General features: G+C 76.6%; 16 protein-coding genes. 5 read left to right on the top strand and 11 right to left on the bottom strand.

Going from position 1 to position 15172, the window contains the following annotated elements; all coding sequences use genetic code 11:
- Positions 1 to 4: 4 nt before the first annotated feature.
- Positions 5 to 616 (top strand): redoxin domain-containing protein, encoded by a 612-nt coding sequence (locus COO58_RS20780; RefSeq protein ID WP_098746833.1) that lies wholly within the window; start codon positions 5 to 7, stop codon positions 614 to 616.
- Positions 613 to 1554: a cytochrome c biogenesis CcdA family protein gene (locus tag COO58_RS20775; RefSeq protein WP_098746831.1), complete on the top strand. Its 942-nt coding sequence runs from the start codon at positions 613 to 615 to the stop codon at positions 1552 to 1554. The genes COO58_RS20780 and COO58_RS20775 overlap by 4 nt, the downstream gene beginning before the upstream one ends.
- Here the strand turns inward: COO58_RS20775 and serS are convergent.
- From serS to COO58_RS20750, 5 genes are all read right to left on the bottom strand, one after another.
- Positions 1541 to 2824 (bottom strand): serine--tRNA ligase, encoded by a 1284-nt coding sequence (gene serS, locus COO58_RS20770; RefSeq protein WP_098746830.1) that lies wholly within the window; start codon positions 2822 to 2824, stop codon positions 1541 to 1543. The two genes, COO58_RS20775 and serS, sit on opposite strands and share 14 nt — an antisense overlap.
- 84 nt (positions 2825 to 2908) lie before the next feature.
- Positions 2909 to 4000 (bottom strand): MerR family transcriptional regulator, encoded by a 1092-nt coding sequence (locus tag COO58_RS20765; RefSeq protein ID WP_098746828.1) that lies wholly within the window; start codon positions 3998 to 4000, stop codon positions 2909 to 2911.
- Positions 4001 to 4025: 25 nt separating this feature from the next.
- Positions 4026 to 5207 carry a trans-acting enoyl reductase family protein gene (locus COO58_RS20760; RefSeq protein WP_098746827.1) on the bottom strand — a complete coding sequence of 394 codons (1182 nt, stop codon included), beginning with the start codon at positions 5205 to 5207 and terminating at the stop codon, positions 4026 to 4028.
- A gap of 31 nt (positions 5208 to 5238) precedes the next feature.
- The gene (locus COO58_RS20755; RefSeq protein WP_098746825.1) at positions 5239 to 6375 is read right to left on the bottom strand and encodes an alcohol dehydrogenase catalytic domain-containing protein; all 1137 of its coding nucleotides are present in this window, start codon (positions 6373 to 6375) and stop codon (positions 5239 to 5241) included.
- Positions 6372 to 6782, bottom strand: a complete 411-nt coding sequence (locus COO58_RS20750; protein ID WP_255292731.1) for a hypothetical protein — start codon at positions 6780 to 6782, stop codon at positions 6372 to 6374. The genes COO58_RS20755 and COO58_RS20750 overlap by 4 nt, the downstream gene beginning before the upstream one ends.
- 180 nt (positions 6783 to 6962) lie before the next feature.
- Here COO58_RS20750 and COO58_RS20745 point away from each other — a divergent pair, with 180 nt between their 5' ends.
- The gene (locus COO58_RS20745; RefSeq protein WP_098746823.1) at positions 6963 to 9782 is read left to right on the top strand and encodes a LuxR C-terminal-related transcriptional regulator; all 2820 of its coding nucleotides are present in this window, start codon (positions 6963 to 6965) and stop codon (positions 9780 to 9782) included.
- A gap of 4 nt (positions 9783 to 9786) precedes the next feature.
- Here the strand turns inward: COO58_RS20745 and COO58_RS20740 are convergent, their stop codons facing one another.
- The 4 genes from COO58_RS20740 to COO58_RS20725 all read right to left on the bottom strand — a co-directional run bounded on the left by COO58_RS20740 (position 9787) and on the right by COO58_RS20725 (position 12160).
- A complete protein-coding gene (locus COO58_RS20740) occupies positions 9787 to 10338 on the bottom strand; it encodes a DsbA family protein (protein WP_098746821.1) in 552 nt (183 codons plus the stop codon).
- Positions 10335 to 10832 carry a redoxin domain-containing protein gene (locus tag COO58_RS20735; protein ID WP_091572509.1) on the bottom strand — a complete coding sequence of 166 codons (498 nt, stop codon included), beginning with the start codon at positions 10830 to 10832 and terminating at the stop codon, positions 10335 to 10337. Before COO58_RS20735 ends, COO58_RS20740 begins: the two co-directional genes overlap by 4 nt.
- Positions 10833 to 10894: 62 nt before the next feature.
- Positions 10895 to 11572 (bottom strand): BON domain-containing protein, encoded by a 678-nt coding sequence (locus COO58_RS20730; protein ID WP_091577108.1) that lies wholly within the window; start codon positions 11570 to 11572, stop codon positions 10895 to 10897.
- Positions 11573 to 11755: 183 nt separating this feature from the next.
- Positions 11756 to 12160, bottom strand: a complete 405-nt coding sequence (locus COO58_RS20725; RefSeq protein ID WP_091572514.1) for a hypothetical protein — start codon at positions 12158 to 12160, stop codon at positions 11756 to 11758.
- Between the two features lie 435 nt (positions 12161 to 12595).
- On the opposite strand from COO58_RS20725, the gene COO58_RS20720 reads away from it, so the two are divergent.
- Both COO58_RS20720 and COO58_RS20715 read left to right on the top strand, forming a co-directional pair.
- Positions 12596 to 12955, top strand: a complete 360-nt coding sequence (locus COO58_RS20720) for an STAS domain-containing protein (RefSeq protein WP_091572519.1) — start codon at positions 12596 to 12598, stop codon at positions 12953 to 12955.
- A gap of 43 nt (positions 12956 to 12998) precedes the next feature.
- Positions 12999 to 13511 (top strand): SRPBCC family protein, encoded by a 513-nt coding sequence (locus tag COO58_RS20715; protein WP_245666168.1) that lies wholly within the window; start codon positions 12999 to 13001, stop codon positions 13509 to 13511.
- 1 nt (position 13512) lies between these two features.
- On the opposite strand, the gene COO58_RS20710 is transcribed toward COO58_RS20715, so the two are convergent.
- A complete protein-coding gene (locus COO58_RS20710) occupies positions 13513 to 14013 on the bottom strand; it encodes a DUF2269 domain-containing protein (RefSeq protein WP_098746819.1) in 501 nt (166 codons plus the stop codon).
- 79 nt (positions 14014 to 14092) lie between these two features.
- Positions 14093 to 15169 carry a hypothetical protein gene (locus tag COO58_RS20705; protein WP_091572527.1) on the bottom strand — a complete coding sequence of 359 codons (1077 nt, stop codon included), beginning with the start codon at positions 15167 to 15169 and terminating at the stop codon, positions 14093 to 14095.
- Positions 15170 to 15172: the final 3 nt, after the last annotated feature.

Raw genomic sequence — 15172 nt, 5'->3', positions numbered from 1 at the left:
GTCGATGGCATCACCCACCGTTCGTCGTCTCGGGGCCGCCGCCGTGCTGGCCGCCACGCTCACCGCCACGGCGGCCTGCGCGGTCGGTCCCGAGCGGACCACGTCGGTCGGTACGGTGGCCGCCCCGTCCGCCGCCGCGCCGACCACCGCCGCGAGCGCGTCGGCCGGCCCGTCGTCGCTCGCCCCGTCGCCGACCGCGCCGGCCCGGGTGCCGAAGACACTGGCGTTCGACGCGAAGACCCTCGACGGTACGGCGTTCTCCGCCGCCGCCCTGGCCGGGCGGCCGGTGGTGCTCTGGTTCTGGGCCCCCTGGTGCGCCACCTGCGCCAGCCAGGCGTGGACCGTCGCCGAGATCGCCCCGGCCTACCGGGACACGGTGCCGATCGTCGGCGTCGCCGGGCTCGGCCAGCAGAAGGCGATGAAGGAGTTCGTCACCGAGTTCGACCTGGCCGGCACCCCGCAGCTCGACGACCGCGCCGGCGCGGTGTGGCGCCGCTTCAAGGTGGTCGAGCAGAGCACGTTCGTCATCCTCGACCGGGACGGCAAGGTGGTCCACCAGGGCTTCCTCGACGGCGAGTCGCTCACCCGGCAGGTCGAGACGCTGGCCCGGGGATGACCGGCGCGCTGCTGCTCGCGCTGACCGCCGGCATGCTCGGCGCGGTCAACCCGTGCGGCTTCGCGATGCTGCCCGCGTACCTGTCGTTGCTGGTGGCCGGCCCCGGCGACGGCCGCGGCGCGGTCGGCCGCGCGCTCACCGCGACGGCCGGGCTGACCCTCGGGTACGTGCTGGTCTTCGGCGCGTTCGGGCTGGCCGTGGCGCCGGCGGCGGACTGGCTGCGGCCCCGGTTGCCCTGGCTGACCGTGACCCTCGGCGTGCTCCTGGCGCTGGCCGGCTGCTGGCTGCTCGCCGGCCGGCGGTTGCCCGCGCCCCGCCCGCTCACCACCGCGCCCCGGCTCACCCGCACCTGGCCGTCCATGGCGCTGTTCGGCGCGGCGTACGCGCTCACGTCGCTGACCTGCGCGATCGCGCCGTTCCTGGCGATCGTGGTGACCAGCCTGCGGGCCGGGTCGCCGCTGCGCGGGCTGGCGCTGTTCGGCGCGTACGCCCTCGGGATGGCCCTGGTGGTCGGTGTGGCCGCGCTGGCCGTGGCGTTGCTGCGCGGGCGGGTGGTGGCCGGACTGCGCGGCGCCGGCGCGTGGGTGCCGCGCCTGAGCGGCCTGGTGCTGCTGGTCGCCGGCGGCTACGTCGCCTGGTACGGCTGGTACGAGGTGCGCCTCGCCCTGGGCCGCCGCGACGCCTTCACCGACCCGGTGATCCGCACCGCCGCCCGAGCGCAGCAGGCTCTGGTGGGCGCCGTCGACACTCTGGGCCCCGCCGTCCTCACGACCCTCCTGACCCTGCTGCTCCTCCTCACCACCCTCACCCGCCGCCCCCGCGATCTTGCAGTTGGTGCCCGGGCGGAAGGGGTGAAGCGGACTTCTCACGGGCCGGAAGTGCAAGATCACGGGGGAGAGGTGGGGGCGGGGGAGCGGGGGCGGGTCAGCGCGGGGTGAGGCGGTCGGTGCCGAGCTTGTCGCGCAGCACCTCGGGGACCACGACCGAGCCGTCGGGCTGCTGGCACTGCTCCAGGATGGCCGGGAACAGCCGGCTGGTGGCCAGCGCCGAGCCGTTGAGCGTGTGCACGAACCGGGTCTGCTTCGCGCCCGGCTCGCGGTAGCGGATGGCCGCCCGGCGGGCCTGGTAGTCGCCGGCCCAGGAGACCGACGACACCTCCTTGTACTTGCCGGTGCTCGGCATCCACACCTCGACGTCGAGCGTCTTCTTCATCGAGGCGCTCGCGTCGCCGGCGGCGAGCAGGCTGGTCTGGAAGTGCAGACCGAGCCTGTCGACCAGGCCCTCGACGTGCCCGACCATCGCCTCCAGCGCCTCGCCCGCCTGCTCCGGCAGCGTGAACTGGAAGATCTCCACCTTGTTGAACTGGTGGCCGCGCACCGTGCCGCGCTCGTCCGAGTGCGAGCCGGCCGCCTCGCGGCGGTAGCACGGGGTGTAGGCGAACGCCTTGACCGGCAGCCGGCCCGTCTCCAGGATCTCGTCCTGGTAGGCGCCGAGGATCGCCGTCTCCGACGTGGGCAGCAGGAACTGCCCGCGCGGGGCGGACTGCCGGTCCAGGTGGTAGACGTCGTCGTAGAACTTCGGGAACTGCCCGGCGGCGAAGCCGGCGGTGTCCAGCAGCAGGTGCGGCGGGAGCAGGAACTCGTAGCCGGCCTGGATGTTCTGCTCGATCAGCCAGTTGACCAGCGCCCACTCCAGCCGGGCGCCCATGCCGGTGTACATCCAGAAGCCCGAGCCGCCGAGCTTCACGCCCCGCTCGTGGTCGACCAGGCCGAGCGCGCGGCTCAGCTCCACGTGGTCGCGCACCTTTTCGACGGCCGGCGGCTCACCGAACGTCCGCACCACCCGGTTGGCCTCCTTGCCCCCGGCGACCACGTCGTCGGCGGGCAGGTTGGGCAGCTCGCTCATCGCCGAGCGGAGCCGGGACTGCACCTCGTCGAGCTGGGACTCCAGCTCCGCGAGCTGCTTGCGCTCGGCCTCCGGGGCGACCGGCTGCGGCGTGGCGCCGGACCGCTTCGCCTCCGCGTACGCGCGCGCCTCGGCCTTGCGGCGCTGCCGCTCGGCGTCGATCTCCGTGATCAGCGCGCGTCGTTCCTGGTCGAGCCGCTGGATGTCGTCCAGCGCCCGGGTGACCTCGGCGGGATCCAGACGCTTCGCCAGCGCGGTCGCCACCGCCTCGCGATCCTTCCGGATCAACTCCATGTCGAGCATGCTGCTCGTACGCCTCCGTCCAGGCAGTCAGGTGGGACCCCCAGATGCTACCGTCGCGGCCCTGCCGGCCCGGGCCCGCCCGGTCTACAGGCGCACGGGCATGAGGACGGAGAACGCGTGCGCGTCGTCGGCCCGGCGCACCGCCAGCGGGGTGATCGGCCCGTCCAGCTCCAGCACGAGCTGCCCGCCGCCGGCGTCCAGCGCGTCGAGCAGGTACTCCCGGTTCACCCCGACCCGCAACCCGTCCGCGACCGGCGCGGCCTCCGGGTCGACCAGGCGCAGCTCGCCCCGGCCGTCCAGGCCCAGGGCCACCACCTCGTGCGCGACCCCGTCGTGCGCCCGGTGACAGACCGGGACGTCGGCCGCGGTGAGCGCCGCGCGCAGCGCCGCGCCGTCCACCCGGATCCGGTACGCGGGCGCGTCGCCGACCCGCGCGCGCAGCAGCCGGCGGACGTCCGGGAAGTCGTACGGCAGCGGTACGGCGGTCACCGGCCGGTCCCCGACCGAGACGGTCACCCGGTCCGCGGCGACCTCGGCCGCCACGGTCGGCCCGGCGTCGGTGTCCAGCGCGGCGCGCAGCTCGTCGACGGCGGCCACCGGCAGCAGCGCGGTCACCGGCGGGCCGTCGACGGTGGCGTCGACCCGGGCCACGGCCATCCGGAAACGGTCGGTGGCGGACAGGTGCACGCCGTCCGGCTCGACCGCCAGCAGCACGCCGGACAGGGCCGGCAGCTCCGGGTCGGCGCCGACGGCGAAGCGTACGGCGTCCACCGCCTCGGACAGGGCGGCGCGGGACAGCACGAGTCGGGTGGTCACGGTGGTCTCCTCCGGGTCGATCAGTCGACGGATCCGGGAGAGTTCGCGTCGCGCGTCGGTGAGGCCGTCCTCCAGCCGCCGCAGGTGCGCGTCGAGCAGGCGGTGCACCTCGGCCGGCCGGTGCCGGTGCCGCAGCGCCTCGGCGATCCCGGCCAGCGGCATGCCGACCCGCCGCAGCCCGGCCACCAGGCGCGCCGGCGCCACCTGGTCGCCGGTGTACCAGCGGTAGCCGGTCACCGGGTCCACCCGGGCCGGCGTCAGCACCCCGGAACGGTCGTAGAACCGCAGGGCGCTGATCGTCAACCCGCTGGCCCGGGCCAGCTCACCGATGCTGCGAAGCTCGCTCTCCACGGCCGTCATCCTGTGACCTCGACCAGGTCGAGGGTCAACCTCCCTCGGGCAGGGTGCGGAACGTGATCCCGGCCCGGACCAGCCGGTCCAGCAACGCGTCACCCATCGCGGCCACCGGGGTGACCTGGCCGGCGGTCTCCGGCAGGTCGTCGAACGCCAGGCAGAGCGCCGACTCGGCGAGCATCTTGGCGGTCTCGTCGTAGCCGGGGTCGCCGCCGGACACCTCGGTCACCACCCGCCGGCCGCCACCGGCGCCCACGAACCGCACCCGGAACCAGGACTTCGCCCGCTGCTCGGCGCTCGGCCCCTGGCCGGAGGCGAGCCGACCGAGCAGCCAGCGCCGGGTCGGCGGCACCTTGACCAGCCCGAGCACACCGGCCAGGCCGGCGCCGGCCACCAGCACGGTGGGCAGCCGTTTCACCGCCGCGAAGTGCCGGTAGCGGAAGTCCGGGCCGTACTCCGGGCGGGCCGCCGCGGACCGGCGGACGACCTGCGGGTCGATCGTGGGCAGCGGGACCGCCCACTGGTCGAACTCCCGGACCCGGCCCACCCTGCCGGGCACCGCCCGCACCCGCCGCCCCTCCGGTCGCGGCTCCACCGCGCGGCGGGCCCGGGCCGCCCGGCTCGCCTCGCCGGTGCGGGCGAACGCGGTCAGCGCCGAGTGGTACGTGCCGGCGGAGAAGCGGCCACCGGCCCGCACGTAGCCGTCGACCGTGACCGGGCCGTCGGTGGGAAGCTGCTTGACCGTGTACCAGACGCCCAGGTCGTGCGGGATCGAGTCGAAGCCGCAGGCGTGCACCAGGCGCGCGCCGGTGCGCACCGCCTCGGCGTGGTGCCGCACGTACATGAGGTCGACGAACTCCGGCTCGCCGGTGATGTCGAGGTAGTCGGTGCCGGCGCCGGCGCAGGCGGCCACCAGCGGGGCGCCGTGGTGCACGTACGGGCCGACGGTGCTGGCGACCACCCGGGCGCTCTCCGCCACCGCCCGCAGCGACGCCGGGTCGGTCACGTCCGCGGTGAGCAGGGGCAGGTCGGCCAGGCCGGGGTCGATCGCGGCCAGCCGGTCGCGGACGGCGGCGAGCTTGGCCGGGTTGCGCCCGGCGAGCGCCCAGCGCAGCCGGTCCGGCGCGTGCCGGGCCAGGTACTCCGCGGTCAGGCCGCCGGTGAAGCCGGTGGCACCGAACAGGACGAGGTCGTACGGACGGTCTGCGCGCATCCGCCGAGTGTGCCATCCGCGCCCGCCCGGATCACGGGGTGAAGACCACCCGGACACAGCCGTCGGCCCGGTCCCGGAACAACGCGTACCCGTCGGCGCCCCGCTCCAGCGGCAGCCGGTGGGTGGCCAGGTGCTCGGTCACCAGCTCGTCCCGGGCCATCCGGTTCAGCAGCTCCGGGATGGCGCCCGGCCCGGCGCGCCGGCCGCCGCGCACCACCAGACCCTTCTCCGCCACCGCGCCGACCGGGAACCGGTCGACGAACCCGGCCCCGCCGTCGAGCACCACCACCGTGCCGCCCTTGCGGCAGGCGTGCACCGCCTCGCGCAGCGCCACCCCGCCGTCCGGCTCGCCGGTCGGCCACCGCGTCGGCCCGGCCGGCGGACCCGCCGCGTCCACGCACACGTCCGGTCCCCGGCCGCCGCTGCGTTCCCGCAGCTCGGCGAGGACGTCCAAGTACCGGTGGTTGAGCGCCTCGACGCCCGGATTCCGGGTCACCATCCGCAGCCGGTCGTCGTGCTCGTCGACGACGACCACCCGGGCCGCGCCGCGCGCCACGGCCGCCCCGGCGGTGAGCTGGCCCACCGCGCCCGCGCCCCAGACGGCGACCACGTCGCCGGGGCCGATGCCGCCCAGCTCCGCCCCGTGCCAGGCGGCCGGGGCGGCGTCCGCGGCGAACACCGCCCGGTCGTCGTCCACGCCCGCGGGTACGGCGAACGCGCCCACGTCGGCGTACGGCACGCGGACGAACTCGGCGTGACCACCGGCGAAACCGCCGAGCCGGGCCGGCCGGCCGTAGCAGCCGGCGGTGGGCGGACCCCACTCCGGCTCGGCCGCCCCGCCGGACGTCCCGTTGTCGCAGCAGGCCAGCAGACCCTGCCGACAGAACCAGCACGCCCCGCAGGCCACCGACGCGCCGACCACCACCCGGTCCGCGACCCGGTGCCGCCGCACGTCCGGCCCGACCTCGACCACGTCGCCGACGAACTCGTGGCCGAGCACCTCGCCGGCGGCCGCCTCCGGTATCCGCCCGGCCAGCAGCGGCAGGTCGCCGCCGCAGGTCACGCTGCGACGTACCCGGACGATCATGTCGTGGGCGTTGCGCAGCTCGGGGTCGGGGACCCGGCGCACCGCGAGCGCGTCCGCGCCCTCCCAGCAGAGCGCCCTCACCCGGCGGCCCCGGGCCGGTCCAGCGGCGAGCGGTCCGCCCGCAGCACCTCCCCGGTCTCCAGGAGCTGCTTGGTCTCCCGCAGCACCTGGCGCAGGAACCGGCCCGGGTCGTCGCCGACCAGGTGCGCGGCGAACCCGGGCAGCGTCGGCTCCCCGCCCAGCGGGCGTACCGCCAGTTCGGTGCCGCGTCCACCCGGGGCCGGACGCGCGTGGACCTCCACCGCGCCGTCGAGCCGACGCAACGGCTCGGGCCACCGCCCGGGTGGCAGCACCTGGTCGGGCCGGCCGGTCACGGTCACCACCTGCCAGCGCCCGGGCCGAGGGTCCGTGCCGGGGCGGCGGGCGCGCCCCGACGTGCCAGGACGTTCGCGCCGCCGGCCGCCAGCGCGAGCGCGCCGCCGGCCCACCGTCCGGTCCGCGCCACCTGCCCTCCCGAGGTCGTGGGTCGCCGGGCGGCCGGAGCTGGATGGCCGGCCGCCCGCGTACCCCCAGGGTGGGGGTGGTCCGGGTGAGGCGGGTTCGCCCCGAAGGGGTGAACCGGTCCGGTCCGGGTAACCGCCCACCGCGCCGACGGGGGAGGGGGACGCATGCCGGAGGAGGCCGACCAGGTCCGGTTCGCCACCGCGCCGACCGACGCCACGACGGAGGTCTTCGGTACGCCGGAACCGCTCACCACCGGCGCCGCCGCGCCGCTGCTGGCGTCCCGGCTGACCCCACCCGTGCCGCCCGAGCCGGTGGTGCTCCGCCCACGCCTGCTGGACCGCCTGGAGCGGGGCGCGGGCGGGCCGGTCACGCTGGTGCTGGCCCCGGCCGGCTGGGGCAAGACGACAATGCTGTCCGGTTGGGCGCGCGGGGAGCGGGACGGCCCGGCGCCGGTCTGGGTGACCGTGGCGGAGGGCGACACCACCGGGCGGCTCTGGGCGTACCTGGCCGCCGCGCTGCGCGCGGCCGTCGCCGAGGAGCCGGACGAGGGGCCGCCGCCGGTGCCGGACGCGCCGCCCCGGCCGGAGCAGCTCGAAACGCTCGCCGCCGCGCTCGCCACGCGGGAGCGGCCGGTGCTGCTGGTCCTGGACGACCTGCACCGGGTGACCGACCCGGCGGCGCTGGCCGGGCTGGAGTTCCTGCTCCGCCACGGCGACGGGCGGCTGCGGCTGGTGGCCGGCGCCCGGCACGAGCCGCCGCTGACCCTGCACCGCTGGCGGCTGGCCGGTGACCTCACCACGATCGGTCCGGACGAGCTGGCGTTCCGCACCGACGAGGTCGCCGATCTGCTGGTCGCGCACGGGGTGCCGGTGCCGCCCGAGGCGGTGCCCCGGCTCGCCGAGCGGACCGCCGGCTGGCCGGCGGGGCTGCGTTTCGCCGCGCTGTCGCTGGGCGCCGGGGCCGACCCCGCCCGCGCGGTGGAGCGCTTCGGCGGCGACCAGCCGGACGTCGCCGCGTACCTGCGCGACGAGGTGCTCACGCCGCTGGACCCGGCCGCCCGCGACGTCCTGCGCCGCTGTGCGGTGACGGTCGCGGTCCGCGCCGACCTCGCCGCCGCGCTGACCGGCCGGGCCGACGCCGGGCACCTGCTCGCCGAGGCGGCCCGGGAGGGCGGTTTCGTCCAGCGCGACGGCGGCGAGCCGCCCTGGTACCGGCCGCACCCGCTGCTGGCCGACCTGCTCCGCGACGAACTGGACCGGCTTCCCGTCGAGGAGGTGCGCGAGCTGCACCGGCGGGCGGCCGGCTGGTGCGCGGCCCACGACCGACCGGCCGAGGCGCTGCGCCACGCGCTGGCCGCCGCCGAGTGGGACGACGCCACCACGCTGCTGCTGACGCGCTGGCCCGAGCTGGCCCCGGACGAGCCGGCCCCGGCTCCCGTCCCGGCCCCGCCCGAGCCGCCGGCCGAGGCGGTGCGGCGGGATCCCGAGCTGGCGCTGGCCGCGGCGGCCGAGCGGGTGTACGCCGGGGACCCGGCCGCCGCGGACGGGCAGCTGCGGCGGGCGGTCGCGCACGCGGTCGACCTGCCGGAACCCCGTCGGGACCGGTTCCGGCGGCTGGCCGCCGCGGTGGAGCTGGGCCTGGCCCGGCTCGCCGGCGACCACGAGGAGGTACGCCGGGCCGCCGACCGCCTGCTCGCCACCGTCTCCGCGCCGGCCGGCCTGCCCTCGGCTGCCGGGACCGACGTGGGCGGGGCCGGCCCGGCCGCCGCCGGGGCCGGGGGAGGCGTGCCCGCCGCCGACCCGCGCGCCGACAACGGTGAGGAGGACGACGTACGGGCGGTCGCCGATGCCGCGCTGGGGCTGGTGGCGCTGGCCGAGGGGGCGTTGACGACGGCGGGCGCGCGGCTCGGGACGGCGCTCGCGGCGGCGCGGCGGGCCGGCCGGCCCCGGATCGAGCTGCTCTGCGCCAGCCGCTCGGCGCTGCTGGAGGCGGCCCGGGGCGCGCTGCGGGCCGCCGAGGAGCACGCCCGGGAGGCGCTGGCGATGCCGCCCTGCCAGGGCTGGTCGTCCCGGCGGGACTGCGGCCACGCGTACCTGGCGTTGGCGCTGGTCTGGTGGCAGCGGGACCGGCCGGCGGAGGCCGCCGCGCACCTGGCGCTCGCCGGGCCGGCGGGCGCGGAGCCCGGCGCGGCGGCGCTGGCCGCGCTCTGCCGGGCCGGGTTGCTGGCCGACGGCGGGGAGCCGGCGGCGGCGCTGCGTACCCTCGCCGCCGCCCGGGCCGGTGCGCCCGGGCCGGAGCTGGGCGCGTGGCTCACCGCCGCCGAGGCCCAGCTCCGCGCGGCGGTCGGTGACCTGGAGGGCGCCCGCGCGCTGCTGGACGTGGTCGCCGACGGCGGATCACCCGATCCCGCGCTGGCGCTGGCGTCCGCCCGGCTGCGGCTGCGGGCCGGCGACGCCCGCGGGGCCGAGCGGGCGTTGCCCGACTGGACCGCGCCCGAGGCGGCGGACTGGCCGCTGCCGGTGCGGCTGGGCGCCGGGCTGCTGGAGGCGGCGTCGGCCGGCTCGGCCGGCGACGGGCGGCGGGCCGGACGGCTGCTGGAGGAGGTGCTGGCGCTGGCCGAGCCGGAGGGCTGCCGGCGCGTGTTCACCCGCGCCGAACCGGACGTCCGCGACCTGCTCGCCACGCACCTGGACTCCGGGACGGCCTACTGGGCGACGGTGAGCGACCTGGTCCGCGACGTGGACGCGCACCGGCCCGAGGCGACCCCGGACGCCCCGGCGCGGGCCCTGGACGAGCCGCTCACCGAGCGGGAGCTGACCATCCTGCGCTACCTGCAGAGCATCCTGTCCAACGTGGAGATCGCCGCCGAGTTGTCGCTGTCGGTCAACACCGTCAAGACGCACGTCCGCAACATCTACCGCAAGCTCGACGCGACCCGCCGGCGGGAGGCCGTCCGACGGGCGCGCGAGCTGCGGTTGATCTGACCGGTCAGGCGTTCGCGGCGGCGTCCACCACGGCCAGCAGCTCGGCCAGCTCGTAGCCGCCGTCGTGTCGGACGTCGTTGACGAACAGCGTCGGGGTGCCGTTCACCCCGCTGCGGATGCCGCCCACGAAGTCCTGCCGGACCCGGTCCGCGTGGGCCTGCCGACCCACCTCCGCGCCGACCTCCTCGGGCGGCAGCCCGAGCTGCTCGACGCCGAGCGACAGGTGCACCGGGTCGAGCTGGTCCTGGTGCTCGAAGAGCCAGTCGTGCATCTCCCAGAACCGGCCCCGCTCGCCGGCCGCCTCGGCGGCCTCCGCCGCGCTCTCCGCGTACGGGTGGACGTTGGTGATCGGGAAGTGGCGGTACGCCAACCGCACCACGTCGGCCCGCTGGCGCAGCACCTCGGCCAGGTTCGGGTACGCGGCGCCGCAGAACCGGCACTGGAAGTCGCCGTACTCGACGATGGTGACCGGCGCGTCGGCCGGCCCACGGACGTGGTCGCGCTCGGACACCGGGATCCGCAGTCGGGCGGTGGTGACCTGCAACGGCGTCGTCATCGGGTGCTCACCCGCCGATCCGTGCCCAGCTGCTCCAGGGCGTCGAGGATGCCGTCCACGCCCGGGTTGACCTCGGGCGGGGAGAGGTGGCTCCAGGCCACCCGGCCGTCGGGGTCGATCACCACGAGCGCCCGGTCCGACTGCCCGCGCGGCGCGTACGCGCCGTAGCGGCGGGACACCTCGCCCTTGGGTTCGAAGTCGGCCAGCAGCGGGAAGCGGATGCCCCGGCTCTCCGCGAACGCCCGGTGCGAGTCGACGCTGTCCACCGAGATGCCCAGCAGCACCGCGTCGTACCGCTCCAGTTCGGGCAGGGCGGCCTGGTAGAGGGCCATCTGGTCGCCGCAGACCGGGGTCCAGTCGGCGGGGTAGAAGGCCAGCACCACCGGACGGCCAGGGAACTGTCCGGGGCCCACCTCCCGCCCGTCCGGCGACGCCGGCAGGGTGAACGCGGGCGCTACCTGCCCGGGTGTGATCAGCCCGTTCGGATCACTCATGCCTCCCACCCTGGCCCGTGCCCGGGTGAGCCGGGCTCACCCGGGCCGGGTGGTTCGCCGGCTCACCGCCGGACGGACAGGTGGTTGTGCACCTCCCGGATGCCGGGGGCGTTCCAGACCACCCGCTCGATCTCGTCGCGTTCGGGCCCGGAGTGGACCCGGCCCTCCAGCAGGACGGTGTCGCCGTGGACCCGGACGCCGACCTGTTCGGCCTCGGTCGCGCCGTTGCGGGCCAGCGCGTCCACGATCTGCTCGGCCAGGTCCCGCCCGTCCGCGCGGACCGCCGGCCGGACGGTGATCCCGTTGCTCAGCCCGCGTACGCCGGTGAGCCGGGCGACGGACCGTTCGGCGGCGCGCCGCTGGTACTCCCACTCGACCTCGCCGTGCAGGGTGACCCAGCCGTCGGCCACGGTGACGTGCAGCGCCTCGACCGGCACGAAGGCGTCCCACTCCAGGGCGCGGGCGGCGGCGACGGCGATCTGCGGATCCTCCCGGCCGGCGGCGGTGTCGATCCGGACGGCGAGGTCGTTGGCGACCGCGCGGACCCGGGCCACCCGGTGCGCGGCCCGCTCGGCGGCCCACTTCTTGGCGTAGCTGTCGACCCGCCCGGTCAACGTCACCACGCCGTCGGTGACGGTCACCCCGATCTCGTCGGGGCCCACCCGGGGTTCCCAGGTCAGCTCGTCGAGCACGGCGGACTGGATGTCCCGGTCCGTACGCGTGGTCGTCTCGGTGGCCATCCGGCTCTCCTCCCCGTCGGTCGGCGACGCGGGCACGTACTCCCGCACCACCGATCCTGGGCGCGGACCGGGTGACCCGCCCTCACCCGGTCCGGGTGAGGAACGCCCCCGCCGGGTGGCGGAGACGCCGGTGGCCGCCCCCGGGGGTCGGGGGCGGCCACCGGCCGGCTCGTACGGTCCCGGTCAGCCGTCCAGGCCGGCGGGGGAGTTGGGCCGGTCGACGTCGACGAACTCGATCTCGTCGGCGACCCGGTCCCGGCTGCCGGCGGCGCGGGCGGCGGTGCCGGCGGCCCAGCCGACGGCGGCGCCGGCCAGGGCCGCGGCGATCAGCAGCGTCCAGGGCAGTGCGGGCCGGCGGCCGGCGAGCGCGTCGAAGGCGAGGCTGGCCCGCCGGCGCGCCTCGTCGGCGGCGGTGCCGACCAGGTCGGTGGCGTCGTCGGCCAGGCCGGAGGAGTTGCGACGGGCCGCCCGGGTGGCGTCCCGCACGCTGTCACCGGCGGAGCCCACGGCGGAGAGCAGGTGCTGCCACGCCTGGTCCGCGACCCGCTCGGGCTTGCTGCGGCGGTCCATCAGGCTGGATCCGAACATCGTTCTACCTCCTCGGGTGCCGAAGCCCGGCGGCCACTTCGGACTCCGGTGTTCATCCGGCGCGTCACGGTTCACTCCCCGTGGGCTGTGCCCCGTCGGCGCCCGCGCCAAACCCGTCCCGACGGCGGCCCGGGCCGTCGCCGGGCGAACCGGACGAACCGTGGAGAACGTGTCGGGGACCGGGTGTCCGCGCGAGGTGCGCGGGCCCGCTACCCTGGGTCGGCGGATCGGCCGGTCCGGCCCGGTCGTTCGGCCGGTCGTGGTCCGCGTCGAAGGGGAAATTGGAACCCGGAGGTCCGGATTGGGTTCGCCCAGGTGTGCCCACTCCGCGAATTGCTCATCCCGGGGGGTGGCGACGGGGGCCGTCGGAGGAATACTCTCGGTCGCGGCCCGCGTACTGATGAGGCGCCCGTACGGGCGAGTGGAGGTGCTCGCGTGAGCCTGTCGATCGTGAAGTCGGTGCGTCCGGGTGGTGTCGTCCAGATCGCGCCCCGTGGGGAGATCGACGTCGACACCGCGTACGAGGTGCGGGAAGCGATCGCCGAGGTGCTCGCGAAGGCCCGTCCCGCCCGGATCGAGCTCAACATGCGGCTCGTGACGTTCATCGACTCCGTCGGCATCAGCGCCATGGTCGCCGGCTTCCAGACGTGCGAGGTCAGCGGCGTCAAGCTCGTGGTCACCGAGCCGAGCCGGTTCGTGCACCGGCAGCTCTGGGTGACCGGCCTGCTCGGCCTCTTCGGCGCGCCCGAGCCCTGGTTCGCCGACGACGCCCCCGAGGTGCTGCCCGGCGCCTGAGCGCCGCCCTCGATCCCCCTCCGGCCTGGGGACCTTCGACCCGTTGCCAGCCCGGCTCCGGTACGGGACGATCGTCGCGACCCACGACGGCGAGGGGGATCGGTTGCAGAGCAGCGACAGCTTCAGCTACACCGTGCAGGCCCGGTGCACCCGGGCGGACGCGGTGGCCCTGCTCGGCGACCTGAGCCGGCAGGGCGAGCTGCATCCGCTGATCGTGCGGGTCCGGCAGGTGCCGTCGCGGCCCGGAGCGCTGGCCAGCTATGCGATCACCGACCGGCTGGAGCTGGGCCCCCTGCACTTCCCGGTGACCTACCAGGCGGACGTGCTGGTCGCCACCGAGGACGAGGTGGTCACCGTGGCCCGGCAGCAGCCGGCGACGACGGTTCGCAACCACACCCGGCTGCGCGACGAGCCCGACGGCGTGGTGCGGATCGACGTGGAGATCACCCTCACCGCGCCGGCCCCGCTGTTCGGCTACGCGTTCCGCCAGGCCCGCGCCGCCCACCTGGGCCTCGCGGCCCGTCTGGGCGCGACCCTGGAGGGCCGGCCGGCCTGACTCAGCCGGCCCGCCCCGCCGGGACCGACCGGCGGGCGGGCGGGCGCAGCCGCCCCCACGGCTTCCAGGTGGACAGCACGGTGGCCACGAGCAGCAGTGTGGTGGAGACGGCGGGCGGCACCACCAGGTCGATCCGCAGGTGCGCGTCGGCCGCGCCGGCCAGCGCGCCGAGGTGCCGGACCCGGGGCGTCAGCAGGAGCAGCACCAGCCCGAGCATCACGGTGGTGAGCGCGAACTTCACCAGCACCCACCGCCACCGCAGCAGCCCCCACGGGGTGAGCAGCGCGCTGGCCACCCCGATCAGCCAGACCGCGACGCTCAGCGGCGCGAACAGCCAGGTGACCAGCAACGCCGCCGCGGGGTAGACGACCTCCGGGTCGGCGCCGCGCAGCCCGGCCACGCCCAGCGCGAGCAGCCCCAGGTCGGTGCCGAGCCAGCCGAGCGAGGTGACCAGGTGCGCGGTGAGCAGCGCCTTGCGTCCGGCGGGGGAGAGTCGTCTCATGCCACCGATCGTCGGCCGCCGCGCGGCCCACGTCGTGGGCCGCGCGACGACTCCCGGAGTACGTCGGGGAGCGTAGTGCTCAGTAGACCGACAGGTGCACGTGGTTGGTGTGGTCGCTGGACGGGTCGCCGTTGCCGCCGCTGTACGACTTCCAGCCGCTGCTGGGCAGCCAGATCTGCTTGAACCAGATCACGTAGAGCACGGCGAGCGGGTCGGCGTTGCGCACGAAGTACGCGGCCAGGTTGTTGCCGTACGTCCGGTCGCCGCCGCTGGCCACCCCGCCGAAGCCGTCCTTCTGGGCGGCGAAGTCGCAGGCGCGTCCCTTCGGGTGCTCGCCGGAGCCGCTGGGCCGGTGGCAGGAGACGTACCGGGTGAAGCCGGCCGCCTTGGCCTGGTTGAGCGCGTGCAGGGTGCGCGGGGTGATGCAGCCGTCGGCCGGCGTCGGGTCGTTGACGCTGCACGACTCCGCCGGCCAGGAGCCGTCGGAGTTGCGCTTGGCCGGCGTCGCGTTCGCCGTCGAGGTGCCCCGGACGCCGCCGCTGCCGGCGGACGGCCGGTCGTTCGCCACCTCCAGCGCCCGCTCGGCCTGCTGCTTGCGCTTGGCCATCACCGTGACCTGCTTGCGCTGCTCCCGGATCTCGCCGTCGAGCGCGGCGCGGGTCCGGGTCGCCTCGTCCCGGGTGGTGATCAGGTCGCGCAGCGTCCGGTCCTCGTGCGCGGCGACCTGCTCCAGCGCGGCCGCCCGGTCCATGAAGCCCTCCGGGCTGCTGCTGCCGAGCAGGGCCGCGGCGGTGCCCATCCGGCCGGTGCGGTACGCCACCTCGGCGATCTCGCCGACCTTGGCGTCGCGTACGGCCAGCTCGGCGCCGACCGCGTCGAGTCGCTCGGTGAGCTGCTTCTGCCGGGCCACCGACCGGCTCAGCGCGGCCTTGGCCTCCAGCCAGCCCTTGCTGGCCGCGTCGAGCTGGGCGCGCAGTTCCGGGGTGCCGCCCTCGTCGTCACCGCCGGGGGCGGCGGCGCGCAGGCCGGTGGGGGAGGCCGACCACGCCGCCGAGGCGGGGGAGGCCGGCGCGGTCACGACGCCGAGGGCCAGCATCGCGACGAGCAGGGCCGCCATCCGGGCGGCCGTCCGTCGTACAGGTGCCACTGGGGGCATTCA

It is taken from the genome of Micromonospora sp. WMMA1996 (genome assembly GCF_002573675.1).
Classification (GTDB): domain Bacteria; phylum Actinomycetota; class Actinomycetes; order Mycobacteriales; family Micromonosporaceae; genus Micromonospora; species Micromonospora sediminicola.
This window is presented reverse-complemented; position numbering and strand designations above follow the sequence as displayed.

Excerpts from the sequence above, each read along its gene's own strand:
- COO58_RS20780 (WP_098746833.1), top strand. The coding sequence starts at position 5 with ATGGCATCACCCACCGTTCGTCGTCTCGGGGCCGCCGCCGTGCTGGCC.
- COO58_RS20775 (WP_098746831.1), top strand. The coding sequence starts at position 613 with ATGACCGGCGCGCTGCTGCTCGCGCTGACCGCCGGCATGCTCGGCGCG.
- serS (WP_098746830.1), bottom strand. The coding sequence starts at position 2,824 with ATGCTCGACATGGAGTTGATCCGGAAGGATCGCGAGGCGGTGGCGACC.
- COO58_RS20765 (WP_098746828.1), bottom strand. The coding sequence starts at position 4,000 with ATGACGGCCGTGGAGAGCGAGCTTCGCAGCATCGGTGAGCTGGCCCGG.
- COO58_RS20760 (WP_098746827.1), bottom strand. The coding sequence starts at position 5,207 with ATGCGCGCAGACCGTCCGTACGACCTCGTCCTGTTCGGTGCCACCGGC.
- COO58_RS20745 (WP_098746823.1), top strand. The coding sequence starts at position 6,963 with ATGCCGGAGGAGGCCGACCAGGTCCGGTTCGCCACCGCGCCGACCGAC.
- COO58_RS20740 (WP_098746821.1), bottom strand. The coding sequence starts at position 10,338 with ATGACGACGCCGTTGCAGGTCACCACCGCCCGACTGCGGATCCCGGTG.
- COO58_RS20735 (WP_091572509.1), bottom strand. The coding sequence starts at position 10,832 with ATGAGTGATCCGAACGGGCTGATCACACCCGGGCAGGTAGCGCCCGCG.
- COO58_RS20730 (WP_091577108.1), bottom strand. The coding sequence starts at position 11,572 with ATGGCCACCGAGACGACCACGCGTACGGACCGGGACATCCAGTCCGCC.
- COO58_RS20725 (WP_091572514.1), bottom strand. The coding sequence starts at position 12,160 with ATGTTCGGATCCAGCCTGATGGACCGCCGCAGCAAGCCCGAGCGGGTC.
- COO58_RS20710 (WP_098746819.1), bottom strand. The coding sequence starts at position 14,013 with ATGAGACGACTCTCCCCCGCCGGACGCAAGGCGCTGCTCACCGCGCAC.
- COO58_RS20705 (WP_091572527.1), bottom strand. The coding sequence starts at position 15,169 with ATGCCCCCAGTGGCACCTGTACGACGGACGGCCGCCCGGATGGCGGCC.